At 71.3% G+C, this 23,083-nt stretch carries 14 protein-coding genes and 1 pseudogene; 9 read left to right on the forward strand and 6 right to left on the reverse strand.

Annotated elements, in window-relative coordinates; genetic code table 11:
• Positions 1 to 16 precede the first annotated feature (16 nt).
• From OHS58_RS06655 to OHS58_RS06665, 3 genes are all read right to left on the reverse strand, one after another.
• Positions 17 to 892 (reverse strand): fumarylacetoacetate hydrolase family protein, encoded by an 876-nt coding sequence (locus tag OHS58_RS06655; RefSeq protein WP_328647534.1) that lies wholly within the window; start codon positions 890 to 892, stop codon positions 17 to 19.
• 128 nt (positions 893 to 1,020) lie between these two features.
• Positions 1,021 to 4,155, reverse strand: coding sequence for a LamG-like jellyroll fold domain-containing protein (locus OHS58_RS06660; RefSeq protein WP_328647535.1), 3,135 nt, complete (start codon positions 4,153 to 4,155; stop codon positions 1,021 to 1,023).
• Positions 4,156 to 4,309: 154 nt separating this feature from the next.
• The gene (locus OHS58_RS06665) at positions 4,310 to 5,758 is read right to left on the reverse strand and encodes an amino acid adenylation domain-containing protein (RefSeq protein WP_328647536.1); all 1,449 of its coding nucleotides are present in this window, start codon (positions 5,756 to 5,758) and stop codon (positions 4,310 to 4,312) included.
• 144 nt (positions 5,759 to 5,902) lie between these two features.
• Here OHS58_RS06665 and OHS58_RS06670 point away from each other — a divergent pair, with 144 nt between their 5' ends.
• The 7 genes from OHS58_RS06670 to OHS58_RS06700 all read left to right on the forward strand — a co-directional run bounded on the left by OHS58_RS06670 (position 5,903) and on the right by OHS58_RS06700 (position 11,791).
• A complete protein-coding gene (locus tag OHS58_RS06670; RefSeq protein ID WP_328647537.1) occupies positions 5,903 to 6,652 on the forward strand; it encodes an SDR family oxidoreductase in 750 nt (249 codons plus the stop codon).
• Between the two features lie 133 nt (positions 6,653 to 6,785).
• Positions 6,786 to 6,986 (forward strand): hypothetical protein, encoded by a 201-nt coding sequence (locus OHS58_RS06675; RefSeq protein ID WP_326950719.1) that lies wholly within the window; start codon positions 6,786 to 6,788, stop codon positions 6,984 to 6,986.
• A 44-nt stretch (positions 6,987 to 7,030) separates the two neighbouring features.
• A complete protein-coding gene (locus OHS58_RS06680) occupies positions 7,031 to 8,890 on the forward strand; it encodes a RiPP maturation radical SAM C-methyltransferase (RefSeq protein WP_328647538.1) in 1,860 nt (619 codons plus the stop codon).
• Between the two features lie 11 nt (positions 8,891 to 8,901).
• Positions 8,902 to 9,534: a DUF5825 family protein gene (locus OHS58_RS06685; protein ID WP_328647539.1), complete on the forward strand. Its 633-nt coding sequence runs from the start codon at positions 8,902 to 8,904 to the stop codon at positions 9,532 to 9,534.
• Positions 9,531 to 10,775: an MFS transporter gene (locus OHS58_RS06690; RefSeq protein WP_328647540.1), complete on the forward strand. Its 1,245-nt coding sequence runs from the start codon at positions 9,531 to 9,533 to the stop codon at positions 10,773 to 10,775. Before OHS58_RS06685 ends, OHS58_RS06690 begins: the two co-directional genes overlap by 4 nt.
• 180 nt (positions 10,776 to 10,955) lie before the next feature.
• A complete protein-coding gene (locus tag OHS58_RS06695) occupies positions 10,956 to 11,321 on the forward strand; it encodes a hypothetical protein (protein ID WP_328647541.1) in 366 nt (121 codons plus the stop codon).
• On the forward strand, positions 11,318 to 11,791 hold the full coding sequence (locus tag OHS58_RS06700) for an SRPBCC family protein (RefSeq protein ID WP_328647542.1): 474 nt from the start codon (positions 11,318 to 11,320) through the stop codon (positions 11,789 to 11,791). The genes OHS58_RS06695 and OHS58_RS06700 overlap by 4 nt, the downstream gene beginning before the upstream one ends.
• A gap of 19 nt (positions 11,792 to 11,810) precedes the next feature.
• Here OHS58_RS06700 and OHS58_RS06705 read toward each other — a convergent pair whose 3' ends face one another.
• The 3 genes from OHS58_RS06705 to OHS58_RS06715 form a co-directional block, all read right to left on the reverse strand.
• A complete protein-coding gene (locus OHS58_RS06705) occupies positions 11,811 to 12,188 on the reverse strand; it encodes a MerR family transcriptional regulator (RefSeq protein WP_326950713.1) in 378 nt (125 codons plus the stop codon).
• Positions 12,189 to 12,273: 85 nt separating this feature from the next.
• Positions 12,274 to 15,582 (reverse strand): RHS repeat domain-containing protein, encoded by a 3,309-nt coding sequence (locus OHS58_RS06710; RefSeq protein ID WP_328647543.1) that lies wholly within the window; start codon positions 15,580 to 15,582, stop codon positions 12,274 to 12,276.
• On the reverse strand, positions 15,491 to 17,989 hold the full coding sequence (locus tag OHS58_RS06715) for a toxin TcdB middle/N-terminal domain-containing protein (protein ID WP_328647544.1): 2,499 nt from the start codon (positions 17,987 to 17,989) through the stop codon (positions 15,491 to 15,493). Before OHS58_RS06715 ends, OHS58_RS06710 begins: the two co-directional genes overlap by 92 nt.
• A 500-nt stretch (positions 17,990 to 18,489) precedes the next feature.
• Here OHS58_RS06715 and OHS58_RS06720 point away from each other — a divergent pair.
• A pseudogene (locus OHS58_RS06720) lies at positions 18,490 to 19,734 on the forward strand (DUF6531 domain-containing protein); the annotation flags it as partial.
• Between the two features lie 32 nt (positions 19,735 to 19,766).
• Positions 19,767 to 23,078 carry an RHS repeat domain-containing protein gene (locus tag OHS58_RS06725; RefSeq protein WP_442875523.1) on the forward strand — a complete coding sequence of 1,104 codons (3,312 nt, stop codon included), beginning with the start codon at positions 19,767 to 19,769 and terminating at the stop codon, positions 23,076 to 23,078.
• Positions 23,079 to 23,083: the final 5 nt, after the last annotated feature.

Consider the following 23,083-nt stretch of genomic DNA (forward strand, 5'->3'; position numbering starts at 1 on the left):
GCTGTAGTGGTGCGTTTCAGCGCGCGGCGAGCGCCCGGCGCACCTCGTCCGCGCCGAGCACCACGGGGGAGTGCAGAGATCCGACTTCGCCGATCTCGATCTCGACGACGTCTCCCGGCCGCAGCCCCTGATCGAGGCCCGGCACCACGGACGTGCCCGTCGAAAGGACGGCGCCGTCGGGGAAGTCGTTGTCCCGCCACAGGTACTCGACCAGTCCGGCCGGTGCGCGGTTGAGCTGGGCGGTGCTGGACTCGCCGTCGAACACCTCCTGGCCGTCGCGCAGGATGCGCATGCGGAGGCTGAGCGACAGCGGGTCCGGCACCTCCCACGCCGGTCGCACCCGGGCCGATATCGCGCACGAACCGGTGTAGATCTTGGCCTGCGGGAGGTACAACGGGTTCTCGCCTTCGATGCTGCGGGAGCTGACGTCGTCGACCACCACGTACCCGGCGACCTCCCCGGCACCGGTCAGCAGCAGCCCGAGTTCCGGCTCCGGCACGTTGTTGGCGGAATCGGCGCGGACGGCGATCGGCTCGCCGTCGGTGACCACGCGCCACGCGGCCGACTTGAAGAACAGCTCGGGCCGCTCCGCGCGGTACACCCGCGCGTAGACGTCCTCGTCGGCGCTCTCCTCGCGGCGGGCCTCCTCGGACCGCTGGTAGGTCACCCCGGCGGCCCACACCTCCATGCGCCCGTCGAGTGGTGGCAGCAGGCGCGTCCCGTCCGTGGGCACGGGCCCCCCGGCGGCCTCGGCGAGTTCGCGGATCTCCGCCACGGTGTGGCGCAACAGGTCGCTCATCGACGCCACCGCGAGCGGCCTCAGTTGCTCGTCGGCGAGCAGCCCGACCCGGATGTCGCCGGTTCCGTCGGTGAATCGCACCAGGTGGCTCATTCCGGACCTCCTCGTTCGGTGTCGAACCTACGGAGTGCGGAGTGCGGTGGTCAACGCGAGTCGAGCGGACGCGGGTGCCGCGATGGAGAGCGCGGCACCCGCGTCACCGGTTCAAGACACCGGAGGCATCAAGAGAGCAGGCCCACCTCCGCGTCCGTCAGCGCCTTGCCGACCACGTGGACGTCGTCGACCGCGCCGCGCCAGAAGTCGGTGTTGCCGCCGTTGTACTTGGCCCGTCCGAGCGTGAACGCGCCGGTGCCGGCGACGGCCGGTCCGGCCGGGGCCGTCGCGACCTGCACGCCGTCCACGTAGAGCCGGATCTCGTTGCCGGCCCGCACTCCCGTGAGCTCGTACCAGCGGCCGATCTCCGGCACGACGTCGTACCGGGCCCGGTTGCCGCCGGGCGTGCTGAACGCGAACGCGCCCTGCCCGTACTGCAGGTAGAACGGGCTTTCCCGCTCCCGGCCGTCCTGGCTCACCGCGGTCGCGTAGTTGCCGGGCAGCTCGTCGAGCCGTACCTTCGCGGACACGGTGTAGTCACCGGTCGTGTCGACGACCGGGCCGTAGGTGTCGGCGGAGCCGCCGGTGAACTGCAGCGCGCCGTCCTTGAACGCCACCCCGGTCGGGGTGAGCGTCAGCGGGTTGTTGCCGCCGCTCGAGTCCTTGGCGGTCGTTCCCTTGCGCTCGTCGAGGTTCCACTCGCCCTTGCTCGCGTAGGGGTACGGCTTGCCCGCGTTGGCGCCCGCCTCGATCACGCGCCGGTTGATCTCGCGGACGGGACCGGGGTCGACCTTGAGGCGCTTGCGGTCGTAGGTCCAGAGCCCGTTGAGCTCGCCTTCCAGGTCGGTGACCTGCGTGTAGACCGAGGCCGACAGCTCGGCCCTGGCCTGCCCGAGGTAGAACGTGCGGGTGTTGTCGACGTACTTCGCCGTCAGCGCCGCCTTGTCCGCCACGCCGCTGTAGATCGCGATCGGCGCACCCGGCCACTGGTGACCCGGCGTGCGCAGCGTGAAGCCGCCGTGCTCGCCGTCCATCGCGACGCGCCTGCCGTCCGAGGCGGCCGGGTCGGTGTTGTTGTAGTCGTGGTGGTCGATGACGTCACCGCGGCCCGAGTCGCCCTTGGACGCGCAGCAGTTCACCCCGCTGTGGGCGTTGACGATCCGGCTCGGGTCGGCGGCCTTGACCTGGTCGGCGATCCGGCCGGTGGCCGTCTTGTCCCACTCGCCCCAGCCCTCGTTGAACACGACCCAGGCGTAGACCGACGGGTAGTTCTGCAGCTGGTGCATCTCTTCCAGGCCCTGGCTGAGCCACGCCTGCTGCGCCGCGGGGTTGTTGCCGTCGTCGAGGGACACGAAGTCCTGCCAGACCAGCAGTCCCAGCTGGTCCGCGTGGTAGTACCAGCGGGCCGGCTCGACCTTGATGTGCTTGCGGACGGCGTTGAAGCCGAGGTCCTTCTGCGCCTTCAGGTCGAAGACGAGGGCGTCGTCGCTCGGCGCGGTGTTCAGGCCGTCCGGGTAGAAGCCCTGGTCCAGCTGCATCAGGGAGAAGTACGGCTTGCCGTTGAGCGTCAGCTTCGGGACGCCGCCGACGTTCGTGACGCCGGTGGACCGCATGCCGAAGTAGCTCTTGACCTTGTCGCCGCCCAGCTTGATCTCCAGCTGGTACAGGTACGGGTCGTCCGGCGTCCACAGGTGCGGGTTCGGCACGGCCAGCTTCAGGTTCGCGTTCGCCGGTCCGCTGACCGTGCCGACCTGCCGGCCGCGCGCGTCCTTGGCGACCGCCGTGACGGTGGCGTTGCCCGCGGACTTGACGTTGATCGCCAGTGAGCTGGTGGTCAGGTCGGGAGTCGTCTTGATCTCGTCGATGCCCTTGTCCGCCACCGGCTCCAGCCACACGGTCTGCCAGATGCCCGAAGACGGGGTGTAGAAGATGCCGCCGGGGTTGGGGGACTGCTTGCCCTTGGGCTGGTACGGACCGGTCGTGTCGGTGACGGCGACGACGATCTCCTGCTCGTCACCGCGCTTGAGCGCGTCGGTGATGTCGGCGCTGAACGCCGTGTAACCGCCGGTGTGCTCGGCGACGACCTTGCCGTTCACCCAGACCTTGGCCTGGTAGTCGACCGCGCCGAAGTTGAGCTTGAGGCGCTGCCCGCCGCCGATCTTCCAGTCGCGCGGGACGGTGACCGTGCGGCGGTAGAACATGTGGTCCTCGTGCCGTTCGAGCCCGGAGAGCTGCGACTCGATCGGGTAGGGCACGACGACCTTCTCGGGCAGCCGCTTGCCGAACGTGGGCTGCTGGCCCTCCTTGGCGGCCGAGAACTCCCACGGGCCGTTGAGGTTGACCCACTTGTCGCGCTCGAGCTGCGGCCGCGGGTACTCCGGCAGCGGGTGGCGCGTGTCGACGTTCTCGCCCCACGTCGTCCGGAGCCGTTCCGTCGACGTGTTCGCGGCACTGCGGATGACCTTGCCGATCTTCGTGCCGTTCACCGCGAGCGCGCCGGCGCCGTCGTAGTAGACGCTGACGCGCTGGCCCTTCAGGACCCTCTCGGCCAGCCGGATCGTGACCCGGTCGCGGTTCGCCGTGATGGACGAGACCGGCATCGGCGTCGCGTCGACGTCGATCCGCAGGTGGTCCGTCAAGTCGTTCGAGCCCGAGACGCGGCCGTCGAAGCCGGCCGTGAGCGTGCGGCCGTCCTGGGACACCTCCGCCGTGCGCGGCACGACCTGGTAGCCGGCCGGCGGCGTGAACGCCGACAGCGGCACGATCTGCTTCGCGATGGCCGCGCTCGACCAGCGCAGGAACATGTTGGCGCCGCCGGTGTCCTGGAACATCTCCAGCTTGAAGTCGTACTGCTTGCCGGCGGTCAGCGTGACCGGCGCGCCGGTCTGCTCGGTGTCCCAGTCGCCGACCCAGTGGTCGATCACCGGGGCGCCGTCGATGAACAGCCGGAACCCGTTGTCGCCGATGGCGTAGAAGGTGTAATCACCGGTCTGCGGCACGGCGATCTGCCCGGTCCACCGGGCGGTCGTGTGCTCCGTGCGCCCGGTGACCAACCCGAAGACCGAGGTCAGGTCCGGGTGGTCGACCTCCGAGTCGAGCGCGGTGCCGGCCAGGTCGGCGAAGTCGTGCGCGTCCGGCGACGACGGCGTGAAGTACTCGGCCTTCAGGCCGTGCACGGGCTCGGCGGCACCTGCGGGCGGCGTTCCCGACGCCACGCCCAGCGCCACCAGCAAGGCGAGGAGGACGGAAGCGGCTCTTCTCATCGGCGAGATCCCCTTCATTTTTACAACGTTGTAAAACGATCTGGGAGAATCGAAGCAGACAAGTCGGACGTCTATCTACCGCCGAATGTCGGTATCTTGAGGGCCGACTGCCGATGCCGGGAGCACGGGTCGCCTGCCGGGACGGACGACGACGTCAGCCTTCGGGCGTGGGCAGCTCGCGGCGGTTCAGCTTCCCGTTGGGCAGCAGCGGCATCCGGTCGAGGACGAGCACCCGGTGCGGGACCAGGTGCGCGGGCAGCCGCCCGGCGAGCGCGGACCGCAGGTGCCCGGCCTCGGCGGGGCCCACGACGTAGCCGATCACCCGCCCGTCACGCAGGGCGGCGGCGGCGCGGACGACCCCCGGCTCCCGCAGCAGCGCGTCCTCGATCGCGGCGAGCTCCACCCGCGGACCCGGCTGCGCGATCTGGTCGGTGCTCCGCCCGAGGTAGTCGAGGTTGCCGTCGGCGCGGGTCCGCACGACGTCGCCGGTGCGGTACATCCGCGCCCCCGCGGTGCACGGGTCGGCGACGAACAGGGACGCGGTCTGCGCGGGCCGGTCGCGGTAGCCGCGGGCCACGCCCGCGCCGCCGATGTAGAGCTCGCCGATCCCGCCCGGCTCGACCGGCTCGAGCCGATCGTCGAGGACGTGGGTGTGGACGCGGGGGATCGGCGTGCCGAGCGGCACGACCGCGGTGTCGCCGAGCACGTCGAGGTCCGGGCGCAGCAGGAGGGAGTCCACGGTGGTCTCGGTGAGGCCGTAGGCGTTGAGCACCACCGAGCCCGGGTGCAGCCGCCCGGCGAGCTCGCGGAAGTCGGCCGCGGGCCACCCCTCCGAGCCGACCGACATCAGGCGCATGACGGGCAGCTCACCCGCGCGGCCGAGCGCCTTCGCCTGGGCGGGCACCAGTTCGGTCGCGTCGCCGCCGTGGCGGCGGAACTCGGCGAGCAGCTCGGCCGGGTCGGCCACCGCCTCGCGCGTCGCGATGACCATCGTCCCGCCCGCGAACACCGAGCGCAGCAGGTCGGCGAAGAAGAGGTCGACGCCGATCCCGATGACGGAGACGAAGGTCAGCGGCTCCTCGCGCAGCCGGAACAGCTCGTCCCACGCCGCGAAGACGTGCTCGAGGTGGCGGTGCTCGACGCCCACCGGCTTGGGCTTGCCCGACGAGCCCGAGGTGTACATGACGTAGGCGAGGTTCTCGGGCCGGAGCTCGACGCCGGGGGCGTGGTCGTGCTGTCCGGCCACGGCGTCGCCGAGCCGGACGTCGGCCGCGACCTCGGTGGTGTTGGTGAGCACGAGCGAGACGCCCGCGTCCGCGCCCATCCAGGCCACGAGGTCGGACGGGTACACGGGATCGAGCGGCAGGCAGGCCGCACCGGCTTTGAGGACGCCGAGCACGCCGACCGCCATCTCGAACCCGCGGTCCATCCGCAGCCCCACCAGGTCCTCGGGCCCCAGGCCCCGCCCGGCGACGTAGTGGGCGACGCGGTTGGCCTCGCGGTCGAGCTGTGCGAAGGACATCCGCTCGCCCGCGAACAGGAGCGCGGTCGCGTCAGGGCTCTCGGCGACCCTGGCCGCGAAGAGGTCGAGCAAGCGTTCCATGTGTCTCCCCAGACGGTCCTGCACTCATCGTGCGGGACCGGCCGCCCGCTCGCAGCGTGGCGGCCGGCCGTCGTTGCGCCGTCCGGCGCCGCTGTCTACCGTCGGTCCGGCACGCCTTGGACCGTGCACAGGACGGGGGAGAGTGTGCGCATCGCCGTGGCCGGAGCGGACGAGCTGGTCGGCCCGCACGTCGTCGAGGCGGCTCGCGGGCGCGGCCACACGGTGACGGCGCTGGCCGGCGTCGACCTCCTGGACGGAGCCGGGCTGAGCGCCGCGCTGGACGGCATCGACGCCGTGGTCGACGTCAGCAACGCCACGTCCCTGGACGAAGAGCCGGCCACGCGGTTCTTCACCACTGCCGCGGCCACCCTGCAGCGCGTCGGCGCCGAGCGGGGGGTGCGGCACATCGTGACCCTGTCGGTCGTGGGGATCGACGACACCGGGTTCGGCTACTTCCGCGCGAAGGAGGCGCACGAGCGCGCGGCCGGTGCGGGGCCGGTCCCCGCCACGATCGTGCGCGCGACCCACTTCCACGAGTTTCCCGGGCAGCTCGTGGGCCGGACCCGCGACGGCGACCACGCCACGGTGTTCGACCTGCGCGTGCAGACCGTGGCCGCGACGGCGGTGGCCGCGGCGCTCGTCGAGGTCGCCGAGCGGCCCGCGCGGGGCCGCACCCCCGACATCGCCGGCCCGGACCCGGCCGAGGTGCTCGACCTCGCCCGTGCCTTCGTCGACCACTTCGACCTGCGGCTGGAGCTGCGGACCGACGAGCACACCGTGACCGGCATTGCCGCGGACGGCCTCCTGCCCCGGGCGGGCGCGACCATCCTCGGGCCGAGCTACACCGAATGGCTCCACAGTCCCGAGGCCGCCGCACTGGTCTCCGGCGGCTGACCCGATCCGTAGCCGAGGAAACGCTTTACCGACGAGGCTCGCGGGATTTACCCTGTAGTTTCGAGGCGGCCGGCGGACGACCCCGCCGGTGCGTCACCAAGTTTCGGAAAACGCGTCGAAACGAGGGGGAAAGATGAAATCCACGCCCACGATGACGAATCTCGCGGAAACCGATGAGCGTTCCGATGCCGGCCGCGGCATTCGGCCTACCGCCGCTCCGGCGTCCGCGCTCACCGTGACACACCTGGCCGAACGTGACGAGCACGCCGGCACCGGCCGCGGCGTGACCATGTACAACGAAGCCGGAAAAGCCGACGCCGCGAAACCGCGCTGACCGGCCGAACAAACGGTTCGACGCCCCGCACCTGCCTGGTGTCGATGCCGTGGCACTCGCTGCACCGTCCCTCCCTCGCACTCGGCGTACTGCGCGCGGCCTGCGCGCGGGAGGGACTTCCGGTCCCGGTTTCCTACCACGGCAGTCTCGCCTTCGCCGAAATGATGCTGCGGGCCGGTCTGACCGTGGGCGATTACGCGGAAATGGCGGACACCGGGTTCCACCATTCGCTCGGCGAATGGATCTTCGCGGGCGCGCTCAACGGACCCGGTTTCGGTTATGCGGGCATGCGGGATCTGGCCCGCCGCGCCGGCCTGCCCTTCCGCGTCGCCGCGGCGGTTCGCGACCTCGCGGACGAATTCACCGATCAGGCCACCGACGCCATTCTCGAGTGCGAGCCGGAACTGGTCGGCTTCAGCGCGACCTTCAGCCAGACCATCGCCAGCCTCGCGGTGGCCCGGCGGATCAAGGACCGGCGACCCGACGTGCGGATCCTGGTCGGCGGCTACTCGACCGACGGCCCGATGGGCGTGGCGCTGCACCGGGAGTACCCGTTCGTCGACTACGTCCTGCGCGGCGAGGCCGACGTGAACTTCCCGAAACTGCTACGGGCTCTCGCCGACTGCGACGCGACCGGAACCCGTGACGGCCTCGACGACGTGCCCCAGCTGTGCTGGCGGGCCGATGACGGCGCCACCCGGGTCAGCCCGGCCCCGTCCCGGCTGGTCCCGCCGGCGTCGATCACGACACCGGACTACGACGACTGGTTCGCCGCCGTTCCCGCTTCCGTCGCGGCCCGCGTCGAACCGGAGCTGGTCGTGGAGTCCTCCCGCGGCTGCTGGTGGGGCGCGAAACACCACTGCGTCTTCTGCGGCCTCAACGGCACCGCGATGACCTACCGGGCCAAGCCCGCCGAGTCCTTTGTGGACGAAGTGCTCGGGCTGGTGCGCCGGCACCGGATCCTCGACGTCACCACGATCGACAACATCCTGCCCAACGAGTTCTACCGGTCGGCGCTGCCGGACCTGGCCGGCGCCGGCCACGACCTGCGCATCCACTACGAGATCAAGGCCAACGCGCGGATCGAGGACGTGGCCGCGCTGCGGGCGGCCGGGGTGTGGGACGTCCAGCCCGGCGTCGAGAGCCTGGTCGACGACGTGCTGCGCCGGATGCGCAAGGGTGTCCGCGGGGCACACAACGTGCGGATGCTGCGTGACGGCGCCTCCGCCGGGCTCACCGTCGCCTGGAACTGGTTGTACGGCTTTCCGGGCGAACGCGCGGCGGACTACGCCGCGGTCGTGGCCCAGCTGCCCGCCCTGGTACACCTGCAACCGCCCAGTGGTGCGGCACGGATTGCCCTGCAACGGTTTTCGCCGAACTTCGACGACCCGCGCCAAGGCTTCACCGAGCGTCGTCCGGCGGCGGGGGCGCGCTTCGTCCACGACATCGACGATCCGGCGCGGCTCGCGGAACTCGTCTACTCCTTCGACACCCCGGACCAGGGACTCACGGCCGCGGAGGTCGGGCCGCTGGTCGACGCGCTGGCCGCGTGGACCGCGGGCTACGCGGGGAGTGCGCTGATCGCCCGCACCCTCGGCGACGTCGTGGTGATCCGGGACCGGCGCCACGGCTGGGCGCCGGTCGACCACGTGCTCGAGCACCCGCGGGAGATCGCGGCCTGGCGAGCGCTGGAAACCGGCCGCGCCCCGCTCCGGGTCCTCGCCGAACTGAACCACGAACAGCACCACGACTGGGATCCGGACGACTTCGACCACTGGCTTCGCCGGCTCGGGGAGGCCGGCCTGGTCTTCACCGACGGCGATTTGTGGATCACCCTGGCCACTTCGCCCGCCGTGGCGGGGAAGGCCCACTTGCCGTTGTCGGTGCTCACGCCGTCCGCCTGAGGAGGAGCCACATGCGTACCCTGTCCGCTCCGCACCCGGCGTGGCCCGAGGCGGTCGACCTCGGCTTCGACCGGATCGACGCCGATCCCGGTGGCGCACTGCGGGTCGTGGCCGGACTGGCCGCGAGTGCGCAACGGCTGCGGCTGCCGGAGCCGTTCGCCTTCGGCGAGTCCGCGCACCGCGACGCGACGATGGTGCGCTTGCTCGCCACCGCCGCGGCGGCGTTCGTCCCGGTGGACTGGACCTTGCGGAAGCCGTTGCCGGACACCGTTCCCGAACGCGCGTTGTGCCACCTGCCGCCACCACGGGACGGTGGGGAGCCCGGGCGCCGCTGGCGGGCCGCCCACGACGTCGGCAGCTGCACCTACCGGTACGGCCCGGGGTTCGTCCTCGTCCACGACACCCGCCCGGGCGGGCCGATCAACCGCGTCCACGTCGAAGCCGGCTGGGTCGGCGCGTTCCGGACCCTGGCCGGCACGGACCGGCCGCCGGCCGGCGGGGCGGCGGCGGACCTCGTCGACCAGCTGGCGGCGCACCAGCTCGCCCTGCGGCTGGACGACGGGTACGCCGTCGTGCTGCCCTACCACGCGGATCGGCGTCCGCCGCCCGGCCGGGTGGTCCCGTCGGTGCGGCCGGGCCCGTGACCGACGCCTCGCCGGACACGTCGACGGCCGGGCTGCGCGGGCACCGCGCGTTCCGGTTCCTGTGGACCGCGGACGCCGCCTCCCAGCTGGGTACCGCCGCCGCGACCGCGCTGGTGCCCCTGCTCGCCGCGACCACCCTCGGCGCCACGCCACTGCAGATGGGCCTGCTCACCGCGGCGGAGACCGTGGCGTTCCTGGTCATCGGCCTGCCCGCCGGTGCCTGGATCGACCGGACCCGCCACCGCCGCGCGGTGCTCGTCGGCGCCGACGTCGTCCGGGCCCTGCTGTTCTTCGGGCTGCCGGTCGCGGGCTGGACCGGGGTGCTGGACTTCGGGCAGCTGCTCGTCACGGCGGTGCTCGTCGGCGTCGCGACCGTGTTCTTCGACGCCGCCTACCAGGCGTACCTGCCGGTGGTGATCGGGCTGGAGAACCTGGAAACCGGCTACGCGCGCCTGCAGATCACCCTGTCGGTTGCCGCGGCCGCCGGGCCCGGCATCGGCGGCCTGATCACGCGCGTGATCGGGGCCGCGTCCGGTCTGGTGCTCACCGGGGCGGGCTACCTGGCGTCGGCCGCGCTCCTGTCGCGCGTCCGGGCCACCGTGCCGCCGATCCCGCGGCGGCCGCGGAAGGTGCGGCTGCGCACCGAGATCGCCGAGGGCCTCCGCTACATCGTGCGCCACCGCCAGCTCCGCCCGCTGGCCATCGCGAGTTCCGTCGCCGCGTTCTTCACCGCCGGCATCATGTCCATGGAGATCCTGTTCTTCACGCACGACCTGCACCTGGACGCGGCGGGCGCGGGCGTGCTGCTGGCCCTGTCGGGCGTGGGCAGCGTCATCGGCGCCGCGACGACCGGCCGCTGGACCCGCCGCCTCGGGGCGGCTCGCGCCAACTGGCTGGTGCCGGTGCTGACGTGGCCACCCCACCTGCTGCTCCCGCTCGCCCAGCCGGGCCCGCTCGGCTTGGCCTTGGCCGCAACGGGAATCGTCATCCACGCCGCCGGCGGCACGACCTACAACGTGATCGTGATGACCCGCCGCCAGCACCTGACCCCGGACGCCCTGCGCGGCCGCGTCCACACGAGCATGCGCGTGCTCATCTGGGGAACCATGCCACTGGGCGCCCTGGCCGCGGGAATCTTCGCCGAGTCGGTGGGCACGCGCGCGACCCTGACGATCGCCGTCGCCGGGATCCTCATCGCGATCGTGCCCGCAGCCTGGTCCGCCCGGCGCTTTGACTGCTGACCACGTTCTTCGACACCGGCCGCGTCGACAGCTCGCAGTTCGACCGGCGTCCGGTCGACTTCGCGGCGGTGCCGCTGAGCATGTCCACGATCGCCGGGCTCCTGGTCGGCGTCACGACCGGCGGGGTGCTGCTCGGGCTGCTCGTGCTCGGCCTGCTCGCCCGCAGGCGACGCCGCGGCGGTGCCGCTGAGCCGGTGGGTCCGGGCGCTGATCGTGCTGCCGCTGGGCCTCGGTGGCTGGTTCCTGGGGGTCCTGTTCGCCTGGACCCTCGCGCCCTCCTGGTTCATCGCCGGGCCGCTCGTGGTGGTGCCCGGCGCCGGACTGCTGATCGGGCTCGGCGCGTACCTCGCCACCCCGGGAACCCGCGGGCGGGTCACCGGTGCCGTGGCCGCGGTCGCCAGTGCGCTGGCGGGGGCGTGGCTGCTGTCACTGGCCGGGTCCGGGCTGGTCGTCCCGGCGCTCGGGATCCTCGGTGCCGCGCTGGGCGCGAACCTCGCGCTCCACACCCGCCGATCCGTGCCGGCGGCGGATAGGGTGGCGGCATGAGCCGCTGGGTCGTGTCCGTCGAACGCCGCATCGCCGCCCCCGCGGACCGGGTGTACGCGGTGGTCGCGGATCCGTTGCGGCACAAGGACATCGACGGGTCCGGCTCCTTGGTCGAGCCGATCGACATCAGCTCACCCGTGCGGCCGCTGCGTCTCGGCGACCACTTCGGCATGAGGATGGACCTCCGCGGCAAGTACGTCATGACGAGCACGGTGATCGAGGCCGTGCCCGGCCGGCGATTCGCCTGGCAGAGCCGGCCGCACGAGGACTCCGTCAAGTGGCGCCTGGTGTTCGGCGGCCGGATCTGGCGTTACGAGTTCGAGCCGGACGGCGACGGCACGCTGGTCCGGGAGAGCTGGGACCTGAGCGAAGAGCCGCTGCGGGTGGTCGTCACGCTGGGTCGCTGGGCGGCGCGTGGGGCCATGCGCCGTACCCTCGACCGGATGGCCGCGCTCGTCGAATCGCACTGAGCGCGGCCGGCGGACCGCGTCAGCCGCCGACCGCCGCCCGGAACGACGCGCGGTGGGCCCGGTTCGCGGCGAGGAGCCCGTCGAGCGAGTCACGGGTGTGGACGAGGTCGGCGATGTGCTGGGTCAGCCGGTCGCGTTCCTGCTGCATCCGCGCGAACGCGGCGTCCGAGTTGCCCTCGCTGGGGGACTCGACGCAGGGCAGCAGCTCGGCGATCGTGCGGCTGGACAGGCCGGCGTCGAACAGGCGCTGGATGAAGGCGACCCGCTCGATTTCGCCGTCCGTGTAGTGCCGTTGCCCGCTGCTGCTGCGGGTGCTGGTGAGCAGCCCCTGCTGTTCGTAGTAGCGCAGGGACCGCACACTCACCCCGGCTTGTGCCGCCAGTTCGCCGATCCGCACGACGTCCTCCCGGTGGTGACCAGTGACAGGAAGGGTCTCCTCTGACCGTGGTGTCGGATCTTAGCCGCCGGACCGCGTCGCGGTACTAGGAGAACGGCGAGTGGGCGACGGGAGCCTGGACGGTGGGGTCGTCCTCGATGACGTTGTCGTAGCGCCACGCCCGGTACTCGCTGTTCGGGTGACTGTCCAGGGTCCGATCGTTGATGTTGGCCGTGCTGTGCTTCACCGGAGTGGAGCCGAACGAGTAGTACTCGAAGTTCCCCTTGTTGTCGATCCACCGGTGGAAGAGGACCACGTGGTGCTCGGCCGAGTTGAGGATGTCTCCGGGCCTGAGGTCGTCGCGGCTGATCTCGTGTGAGTAGTCCGGCAGGGTCCAGGTGCTCGCGCTCCAGCTGAGGTGCCACGCCATCGAGACGTAACCGGAGCAGTCGCGGCGGTACGAGCGCCCGTCGCCCGGTCCGGGTGAGAAACCGGTGTCACCGGGTGCGAGGTTCTCCGGGTCGTAGTACGGCCCGGGCTTGTGATCGACCCAGTTCTGCGCGCGGTCGATGATCTCCGACCGGCTGATCTTCACCTCGTCCTTGGCGTCGCACTTCTTGCCGGCGGACGTCTGGCACGAGAGGCCGGTGTGGTCGGTCTGGTTCACCGGGTCGTTCGCGGCGTAGGCGTACCGGTTGAGGCCGACGGTGTCCTCGCCGTCGATGGTGGGGTCGGGCGAGATGAACCGGCCCAGCTGCGGGTCGTAGTAGCGGGCGTTGAGGTACACCAGCCCGGTCGAGTCCTGGCGTTCGGCGGTGAAGCCGCGCGACTCGAAGGGCAGCGATCCGCCGGTCGACAGGACCTCGCCGAAGGGCCGGTACTTCTTGCGGTGGACCTCGACGCCGGCGGCGTTGGTCTCGGCCTGGATCGAGCCCTGGACGTCGGTGTGCACCCAGTACTTCGTCCCGCCGTCGACCCGGGCCACGGGCGTTCCGTCGATCGAGATGTACTTGGTGGTCGTGCCGGCGGTGACGTCGACCTCGTAGTCGGCACCGAGGTAGCGGCGCGTGGAGCTGCCCTCGACCTGCTGGAGGCGGGCGCCGTCGGCGTCGTAGGTGAAGGTGGCGGTGACGCCGTTCTTGACGACCGAGGCCAGCAGGCCGTCACCGTTCCAGGTCAGGGTGCGGCCGGCCCCGGAGGTCATGTTGCCCGCCGCGTCGTAGGTGTAGCTGTTCGAGCCGGCGGTTCTCACCGCGTGCGGGTGCGCCGGGTCGTAGGTGTAGTCACCGGTCCGGGAGTTCGCGGCGATGTTGCCGGCCGCGTCGTAGGACACGGACTGGTTGTTCGCCGTGCCGGCGTCCGCGGTCGCGCTGGTGAGCTGGTCGGCCTCGTCGTAGGCGTAGGTCCAGCTCTCGTCGGGGAACGGGCTGGTGACCTTCGTGATCTTGCCGCTCGCGTCGCGGGTGAACGCGTTGTCCTGGACGACGTCGGCGCCCGACGTCGTCTTGATGCCGGTGAGCCAGCCGCGGGCGCCGTCGTGCGGGCGGGTGGTCACGGTGCCGTTGGCGTTGGCGATCGTGGTCACCTTGCCGTCGGCGTTGTAGGTCGCCGAGGTGACGTAGCCGGGGATCGCCGCGAGCCGGCCCGCGCTGTCGTAGCGCAGCGGCGCCGCCGCGGTGCCCTGCGTGTCACCGTCGGGGTAGGTGGTCCACAGCTTCCGGTCGCCCGTGTCGAAGCCGTACCGGAACTCGTAGGCCGTGCCGCCCACGGTGCGCACCGTCTTGACGACGTGGCCGAGGGCGTCGTAGCCGAACGTCCTGGTGCCGGCCGCGTCGGCGTTCGAGGTGACCTTGCCGACGTTGTAGAAGCCGTCCTGGACCTGGTCGTAGGTCCAGGACACCGTCGCGGCGGCCGCGGTGCCCGCGTCGGACGTCTTGCCGGTCTCGCGCCCCAGCAGGTCGTTGGTGAAGGTCGTGCGGTGGTTGTTCGCGTCGGTCTGCGCGGTCGCCCGGCCGGCGGCGTCCCACTCGTAGGTGGTGGCGCCCTTGTCCGGATCCGCCACCTTCGTCTGCCGGCCGAACGAGTCGGTGGTGTAGGTGATGACGTACCCGGCCGGGTCGGTCGACTGCGCGAGGTTGCCGCGCAGGTCGTAGACGTACCGCGCGGTACTGGGCTGGCCGCCGACCACCTGCTGGCGCTCGACGCGCTTGCCGTACGCGTCCGTGCGGTCGGTCGTGGTGTGGCCGCTCTCGTCGGTGGTGGTGGTCGACCACGGGCCGTAGCTCTCGGTCTGGGTCGCGCCGTCCGGCAGTGTGGTCCTGGTCGACCGGTCGAGTCCGTCGTAGGCGGTGGTCGTCGCGTAGGTCGCCGGCTGCGCCTGGCCCGCCACGCGGTAGTAGGGCGCGGTCTTCGACGCGACCTGGCCGCGGGCGTTGTACGCCGTGTCGACGTAGATGTCGCCGGTCGCGGCGTCCGGGCCCTTCGCCGCGGTGCGGTACGGGCGCTGCAGACCGTCGACGTAGCGGCGGCTCCACTGCGGAGCGCTCGTGCCGTCCGCGGCCGGCTTCTCGACCTGCTCGTACTGCCCGGCCGGATCGCCGACGTTCACCCACTTGTGGCGTTCGAACTTGCCGCCGGGCTGGGTGGTCTCGACCACCCGGCACAGTGGGTCGTAGGTGAGCGTGGTCGGCTGCTTGTTGAGGTCGTTCACCCGGGTCGGCGTGCCGCAGCCGGCGTCCCACGTCGCGTCGACCGTCTGGGACAGCGCGTTGGTCTCCGAGGTCTGGAACACGTGGTAGGCCGGGTCGTAGCCGAGCGTGGTGCGCGCGCCGACCGGGTCGATCTCCGCGGTGAGGTTGCCCCAGGCGTCGTACTCCTTGCCGGTCTCGACGAACGCGTCCGTGGTCGAGAGCCACCGCGCGGACGTCGTCTCGAAGCCGGCCGCCGGGGCCTGGTCCCAGGCCTTCACGCCGTCGTAGCCGGTGCGGGTCTCGCTGAGCCTGGTCCCGCCGGCGCCGACGCCGGCGACGACCTTCACCGCGGCGGGTTTGTCCACGATGTAGGCGGCCGTGTTGGGCACGAACGTGGTCACCGTCGTGCGCTCGTCGCCCGGCTGCTCTTCGTCGCCGTGCTCGATCCGGGTCACCACCTCGCCGTAGGCGTTGTACGCCAGGCTCGTGTGGGTGCGCTTGCAGTCCGCTCCGGGGCAGACCGCGCTCCGGCCGCTGTACGCGTACTCCCAGGTGCCGGTCGGCAGCACCGTCCTCGGCACGGTCGTGCCGTTGGTGGCGTATTCGGTGACCGTCGCGCTCAGCAGCGCGCCATCACCTTCGTGGTTCTCGACGCGCTCCGGCCGGCCGATCGCGGCGAGGTCCTGGCGGAAGGGTCGTGTCGGTGTACGGGCACGCCGTCTCACCCGCGTTGCAGGGCTTGGTCTCCCGCTGCGTGCGGAACCCGAGGAACGTGCGCTCCGGGTGGTAGTAGGTCCCGCCCGAGTAGCTGTAGTTCGTGGTCGCGGCGCCGCCCGGGCCGGCGTCGTCGGTCACCGCGGCCACCGTCTGGGTCAGCGGCGGGTTGTTCGTGTTCGCCCACGCGGAGGACGGCTTGTAGCTCACCGTCGTCTTGGCGCCCCACTCGTTGGTGCGGGACGTCAGGACGTCGGTCGCCGCACCACCCATGTTCCAGATGTGGCGCCCCTTGTTGAGGCCGAAGTTGGTGTTGTAGAGCTCCACCATCTCCGTGCGCATGTCGCCGTTGACGTCCATCTCGAGGAAGTCGGCGGTGCAGTTGCCTTTGCTGCAGGTGTAGGTGCCCATCGTCGGGTCGCTCGCGCCGGGCGCGAAGCCGGTGCCGGTGGACAGCCAGATGTCGCGCTTCGTCGAGGCCCCCAGGAATCCGGGGGAGAGGGTGACCATGTCCATCCGGTGGTCGCCGTTGACGTCCATCACGAGCTGCTTGGACGCCGTGCTGTAGCTCATGCTCGTGTCGGTGGCGCCCAGCTTGTAGCCGTAGCCGGTGGAGAGCCAGGTCCGGCGGGTGTACGTGCCGAACGCCGGGTAGAGCTCGACCATGTCGGCCTTGTCGTCGTCGTTGACGTCCATGATCAGGAACCGGCTGCCCGCGCCCTCGGCGTCCGGCTGGCTCCAGGAGATGCCGCCGTCGGTCGCCCCGGAGACGAAGCCCGTGCCGGTGGACAGCCAGATGTGCCGCGTACCGGCGCCGAAGAGCGCGGGCAGCAGCTCGATGAAGTCGGACTTGCCGTCGCCGTTCACGTCGGCGGCCTCGAACTGCCGATCCGCGCTCATCCCGATGCCGGCGTCGTTGGAGGCGAGCGTGAAGGTGGTGCCGTCCGAGAGCCAGGTCGCGCGGCAGAAGTTCACCGGGAAGATGCCGCAGGAGTACAGCTCGAGGACGTCGGTCTTGCCGTCGCCGTTGACGTCCATCGGGAGGAAGCGCGAGTTCGCGTCGTTGCGGCCCTGGGCCGCGCCGGTCGAGCCCGCCGTGAAGCCGGTGCCGGTGGACACCCACAGCTGCCGCGCCATGCCGAGGCCGGAGGGGGAGAACTCCAGCAGGTCGGACTTCCCGTCACCGGTGAAGTCGCCGGGCAGGTAGCGCGCGTTCTGGTTGAGCGACGTCGCGCCCTCCGTCGACGCGAGCGTGAAGTCGGTGCCGTTGGAGAGCCACGTCTTGCGTTGGTAGGAACCGAAGTTCGGCCACAGCTCGAGCATGTCGGTCTTGCCGTCGCCGTTGATGTCCATCGGGAAGTTCTTGGCGGTGTTGTTGTTCCCGGTGAACGCCTTGTTGTCGTTGCCGGAGACGAACGCGGGCGCGCCGGCCTGGTAGGTCGCCGAGACGGCCGGCATCGCGGTGCCGCCGGTGACGGTGCCGGTGGCGTCCAGCACGGCGTCGGTGCCGAACTGCTGCACGGCCGACAGGAGCGACCGTCCTGTCGCGTCACTGGTGGCGTAGGTCAGTTTGTACGCGCGGACCCGGCTGCCGGCCACGCTCACGTCGACGGTTTTGATGCGCCCTTGGACGGTCCGGAGGCCGCCGTTGCCCATCGCCTCGAGGTCGGTGTCGGTGCGCTTCTCGTACTGGAACTTGATCGTGGCCTGGTTGTAGGTGACCGAGTCGAGGTACTCCCAGCAGCACTCGAACTGGTTGACCGCCCAGTTGTAGGAGACCGTGTTGTTCTTGGTGTCGACGACCTGGCTGAGGCCCCACCGGTAGACGAGATCGGTCGCGGCGGACAGCACCGGCGCGTAGACGCGCTTGACGCCGTCCTTCGCGGTCAAGGTCCACCGGCTGGCGGCGCCGGTGCCGGTCAGCGCGACCCTTCCGAAGGACTCGTTCTTGGTCGAGTGCGTGCCACCGGAGGTGCAGCTCGGGCTCACACTGCCGGCGGCGCAGGGCACGAGCTCCTCGCCGTCTAGGAGGTAGCCGTCCGAGCCGTCGTACCGGGGCGCGCCCTTGCCGCTGCCGGCCCGCTCGATCTCGCTCGGGCCGTTGAGCGTCCAGCCGACCCCGGCCAGCCCGTTGCGCGCGGAGGAATCGTAGGCCAGCGAAAGTTCCGGGGTGATGTTGTGGAAGGCCGGGACGCGGATCGCGATGTCGTCGGTGAACGTGCCGTTGCCGTCGACCTGCCAGGATTTCTCCGGGACCTGCGGTTCCGGCGTCTTGGCGACGTCGGCGAGCGGGGTGCGCGCCGCCTCTTTCTGGCTGTCGGCGGGCGCGGTCACCGCTCCTGCCGTGCTCACACTGCCGGCGACCAGCACAACGGCGACGAAGAATCCGCGCAGCGCGCGGCCGACTACCGACCTCATGGGTCCGACACCTCGGCATGGGAGTGGACGGGCGCACCGTCCAGGAGATTGTGCCGTCCGGGCCCCGATTCCGTCGGCTTGATCAAATCCGATGGTACATCGCAGCCTGTGCACTGAAAAGGGTAAGTGTCACATTGCGGCTACGGGCCGCTACCTCGCCCGTGCGCTCCCGATCACTCACGGTCACGCTGCAGGGGGGTGTTCGCGCCGAGATTTCCGTGCAGAAGAAATCGCTGCAATAGCAGTGCGGCCACGATCGACGTCGACATCCGAAGTCACGGAACGTGCTGGTGCGAACGGGCTCTTCCCGTCGGACTTCCGCGCAGTTTCCGCGCTGTTCACCCCCGGTTGGCCGTGAAGACTCGCTACGATCACCCGGTGGGGGATCGACGCTGCCCGGTCACGAGAGTCGTCAGCGGCACCTGTGTGCGCGACGTCGTCACGGTGGATGCCGGGGGTTGCGGCGGTCATCGAGTGAACCGCGAGAAGGAACCGACGCCATGGCGAACCCGCTGGTAGCTCAGCGCGAAGATTCCACCACGGCCATTTCCGGGGTGCCGCTGCTGGAGTCCGCGAACGATCTCAAGCAGGGGATCGAGAGCGGCGACTGGGCCTCGGTCGCGATGGGGGCCGTCGGGGTCGCGCTCGACGCGTTGTCCATGGCCATGGATCCCTTCGGGTCGATCCTCGCCGCGGGGGTCGGGTGGCTGCTGGAACACGTCGGCCCGCTCTCCGCGGCGCTCGACGCCCTGACCGGGGACGCCGACCAGATCAAGGCCCAGTCCCAGACGTGGGCGAACGTCGCCGAGGAGCTCGGGGCCGTCGGCACGGACCTGACCGACATGGTCAAGGCCGACCTGCAGTCCTGGAGCGGGAACGCCGCCGACCAGTACCGCCAGCGGGCCGCCGACACGGTCGACATCCTCACCGCCGCCCAGAAGGGCTGCGAAGGGGCCTCCAGCGGCGTCAAGACGGCCGGTGAGGTCGTCGCCGCTGTCCGGATGCTCGTCCGCGACATCATCGCCGAGCTCGTCGGCCACCTCATCAGCTGGGCGCTGCAGGTGGTGTTCACCCTCGGCATCGGCCTGACCTGGGTGGTGCCGCAGGTCGTGGCCGCGGTCGCCAAGACCGCGTCGAAGATCGCCGACCTGGTCAAGAAGCTCGTCAAGGCGCTCAAGGCCCTCGTGCCGCTGCTCAAGAAGGCCGGGACGCTGTTCGACGACGCCGCCAAGGCGCTGCGCAAGATCAAGCCCGGCAAGGTGGACGCCCCGCGGCCCATCAAGGAGAAGCCCGGCGGCAAGAAGGGTGACGGCGGCCCCGACGCCAAGAAGGACAAGCCGCACGACGACGACAGCACCTCCACCTCGAGCGCGGGCCACGGCGACGGCAAGGGCGGCGACGGCCACAAGGGTGGTGACAGCGGCGCGGACAAGGGCGGCCACAAGAACGACAGCGACCAGACGAACCCCAGCGGCGCCGGGAACAGCGGCGGCAAAGGTGGCAAGGGCAACGACACCAGGAAGAAGGACAACCCCGACCGTTCGGCGGCCGACAAGTCGAAGAACTACTGCGGTGACCCGATCGACGTCGCGACGGGCGAGGTCGTGATGACCCAGGTCGACGCCACCCTGCCCGGCGAGGTCGCGGACCTGGAGCTCTCCCGCACGCACCTGTCGTCCTACCGGGCCGGCCGGTGGTTCGGTCCATCGTGGACGTCCACTTGGGACCAGCGGCTGGAGCTCGACGCGAACCGGGCCGCTTCTACGCCGAAGACGGCATGGTGCTGGAGTACCCCGTGCCGGGCGACGAGCCCGTGCTGCCGGTGCAGGGTCCGCGGCACCGGCTGCGCCGTGTGCCACAGGGTTTCCGGCTTTCGGTGGGCCGCCGCGAACTGCATTTCTCCGGTACCGGCGGCGTTCTCCCGGTCACGGCCATCGAGCAGGACGGCGAGCGCACCGAAATCGACTACGCCGCCGACGGTTCGCCCATGAGGCTGCGCCGGCCCGGCGGCGTCGAGATCGTGGTCAGCACCGCGCGGGGCCGGATCGTCGCGCTGGGGGCGCCGGGGCAGCCGCCGGTGGTGCGGTTCGCGTACAACCGGCTCACCCAGCTGAGCTCGGTGACGGACTTCGCGGGCCGCTCGATGGCGCTCGACCACGACTTCGACCACCGGCTCGTCGGCTGGCAGGACCGGGTCGGCACCTGGTACCGCTACGTCTACGACAACGTCGGGCGCTGCGTCCGCGCGGTGGGCGCGAACGGTTACTACAACGCGGCTTTCGCCTACGAACCCGGCGTGAGCCGGCACACCGACGCCCTCGGCCACACCTGGACCTACCGCCTGAACGCGGCCCACCAGCTGATCGAGCGCATCGACCCGCTGGGCAACTCCCGGCGCTACGAGTGGAACCGGCGGGACGAGCTGCTGTCCCAAGTGGACGAACTGGGCCGCGAGACCCGCTACGAGTACGACGACGACGGGCTGGTGTCCCTCCACCGCCCCGGCGCGCCCGCCGTGCGGCTGACCCCGGCCGAAGACGGCGCGGTGTGGCTGCAGGCCGGCGAAGGCGACGACGAGATCGAGCGGCTGGTGGCCGAGTTCGACCCGGCCACCACGCTGCTCGGCAACGGGCTACCGGTGGACGTCCTGGAGCCGCCCGACCCGTTCGAGGACGCGCCCGTGACCGGCCCGGCGGCCCGGCCCGGCGACCGCGACCTGTACGGCCGACCGCGCCTCGCGCACACGGCGTCCGGCGGGGCCGCGCGGCTCGGCTGGACCGCCGACGGCCGGCGCGCCTGGCGGCTCGACCCGCACGGCGGCCGCGAGACGTGGGTGCACGACGCGGAAGGCAACGTCGTCGAATACCGAGACGCGGCGGGTGCGCCTCGGCGCCGCAAGCACGGCCCGTTCGGCCTGGTGCTGGAGGAGACCGACGCCGCGGGCGCGCGCACGCTGTTCACCTACGACGGGGAGCTGCGGCTCACCTCGGTGACCAACCCGGCCGGCCTGATCTGGCGCTACGTCCGCGACGCCGCCGGCAGGCTCGTCGAGGAGACCGACTTCGACGGCCGCCGGACCACCTACGCCCACGACGCGGCCGGGCAGCTGCGGCGCATGACCACCGGCGCCGGCCAGGTCGTCGAGTACGACTACGACCTCGAGGGCAACGTCGTGGAGCGGCGGACCCCCGACGACGTCACGACCTACGTGTACGACGCGCTCGGCCGGCTGGTCGTCGCCGAGAACGCCGAGTCGCGGGTCGAGATCCGCCGCGACGGCGGTGACCGGGTCATCGCCGACACGATCAACGGGCTCGGCGTGTGCTGGCGCGACGAGGGCGACGCCGTCATCCGCCGGACTTCGTCCGGTGTGGACAGTGAGTGGCGCTTCACCGAGTCCGGCCGGCCCCGATCGCTGCGGATCGCCGGCCACGACGTCGAATTCGCCTACGACGACGCCGGGCGGGAAGCCGTCCGCAGCGTCGACGGCGCGGTGGTGCTCCGGCGGCGGTTCGACGAACAGGACCGGCTCGCCGAGGAGGACGTCGCCGGGGTCGGCCGGCGCACCTACCGCTACCGGCCGGACGGCAGGCTCGCCGGCGTCGACGACACGATCCGGCCGTGGCAGTTCTCCTACGACGCGGCCGGCCGGGTCAGCGAGGCGCACGGGCCGGTGGTGGCGGAACGGTTCACCCGCGACGCCGCGGGCAACATCACCTCGGCGACGACGCCGTCGCCGCCGGGCCCGCGCGGCTACGAGCGCAACCGGCTCGCCCGCATCGGGGACATCCACTTCGACGGTGACGAGCAGGGCCGCGTCACCGGCTGGCGCCACGCCGGCCGGGCGTGCGGCTACACGTGGGACCACCTCGACCGGCTGCGTGCCGCGCGCACGCCCGACGGTGCGCTCTGGACCTACCACTACGACCCGATCGGGCGGCGGTTCGCCAAGCGCTGCTGGGTGAGCGGCCCGGACGGGGAGCCCGAGCTGGCCCTGGACGTCCGGTTCCTGTGGAGCGAGCTGAACCTCGTCGAGCAGGTGGAGCACCGCCCGGCGGACGGGTCCCACCGGATCCTCACGTGGGAGCGCTTCGACGACGATCGCCCCGTCGTGCAGGTCGAGCACGCCGGCGTCGTCGAACAGGCCCGGTTCCGGGTGGTGATCACCTCGCCCGCCGGGACGCCGACCGAACTGCTCGACGAGCGCGGGACGCTGGTCTGGCAGGACCGCAGCAGCTTCTGGGGTGTGCCGCTGGCCGGCGCCGACACCGCGGCGATGCCGCTCGCGTTCCCCGGTCAGTGCCGTGACGAGGAGACCGGCCTGCACTACAACGTCTTCCGGTACTACGACCCGCGGACCACGCGCTACCTCAGCCAGGACCCGCTGGGCCTCGCCGCGGCGCCCAACCCGGTCGGTTACGTCGACCAGCCGCTGCTCGACAGCGACCCGCTCGGCCTCGCCCCCCAGCGGTGTTTCAAGGGGCGGGTGAAGGACCGCGCGAAGCGGCTGCGCGACCGGAACAAGAAGAAGCAGGCGGCCCAGCCGGCGACGCGGAAGAGCCCGCGGAAGCCACCCGTCCGCGTCGACAACATGAGCAAGGAGGAGTTCGAGAAGTTCAAGCCGGAGCTCGACAAGATGCTGAAGGCCGACAAGCACTTCTTCTGGTCCGGCGGTCACCTGGAGCGGGTGCCCGGGCGGAAGAAGCCGGACGAGTACCTCGGGTCGATGGAGGACAAGGCCACCAAGATCGCGAAGCAGCACGGCGGCAACACCCTCGAAGGCACCCTCAAGGACAACAACGTGAAGATGCCCGGGTGGATCAAGGACCCCAAGGACCCGCGGCGGCCGCTGGTCCAGGAGAAGTGGGACTACGTCTCCGAGACCTTCGCCAAGAACTCCGAGGCCGGCAAGACGCACGTCGTCTTCCCCAGCTACCCGGGCAAGGGCCACGACGTCTACCCGTTCCGGCGCTCGGACAACGTGTTCGACGTGACGGAGTACCCGCGGCTCAAGCAGGACGGCAAGGGGGACATCACCAAGTTCCACGACCGGACCGACTACGAGCGCCCGTACCGCGCGCCGAAGTGACAGCG

This window comes from Amycolatopsis sp. NBC_00348 (assembly GCF_036114655.1).
Lineage (GTDB): Bacteria > Actinomycetota > Actinomycetes > Mycobacteriales > Pseudonocardiaceae > Amycolatopsis.

What these genes read in the sequence shown, in the direction of transcription:
- OHS58_RS06655 (WP_328647534.1), bottom strand. Translation starts at nt 892, where the DNA reads ATGAGCCACCTGGTGCGATTCACCGACGGAACCGGCGACATCCGGGTC.
- OHS58_RS06660 (WP_328647535.1), bottom strand. Translation starts at nt 4,155, where the DNA reads ATGAGAAGAGCCGCTTCCGTCCTCCTCGCCTTGCTGGTGGCGCTGGGC.
- OHS58_RS06680 (WP_328647538.1), top strand. Translation starts at nt 7,031, where the DNA reads ATGCCGTGGCACTCGCTGCACCGTCCCTCCCTCGCACTCGGCGTACTG.
- OHS58_RS06665 (WP_328647536.1), bottom strand. Translation starts at nt 5,758, where the DNA reads ATGGAACGCTTGCTCGACCTCTTCGCGGCCAGGGTCGCCGAGAGCCCT.
- OHS58_RS06700 (WP_328647542.1), top strand. Translation starts at nt 11,318, where the DNA reads ATGAGCCGCTGGGTCGTGTCCGTCGAACGCCGCATCGCCGCCCCCGCG.
- OHS58_RS06685 (WP_328647539.1), top strand. Translation starts at nt 8,902, where the DNA reads ATGCGTACCCTGTCCGCTCCGCACCCGGCGTGGCCCGAGGCGGTCGAC.
- OHS58_RS06715 (WP_328647544.1), bottom strand. Translation starts at nt 17,989, where the DNA reads ATGAGGTCGGTAGTCGGCCGCGCGCTGCGCGGATTCTTCGTCGCCGTT.
- OHS58_RS06675 (WP_326950719.1), top strand. Translation starts at nt 6,786, where the DNA reads ATGAAATCCACGCCCACGATGACGAATCTCGCGGAAACCGATGAGCGT.
- OHS58_RS06725 (WP_442875523.1), top strand. Translation starts at nt 19,767, where the DNA reads ATGGTGCTGGAGTACCCCGTGCCGGGCGACGAGCCCGTGCTGCCGGTG.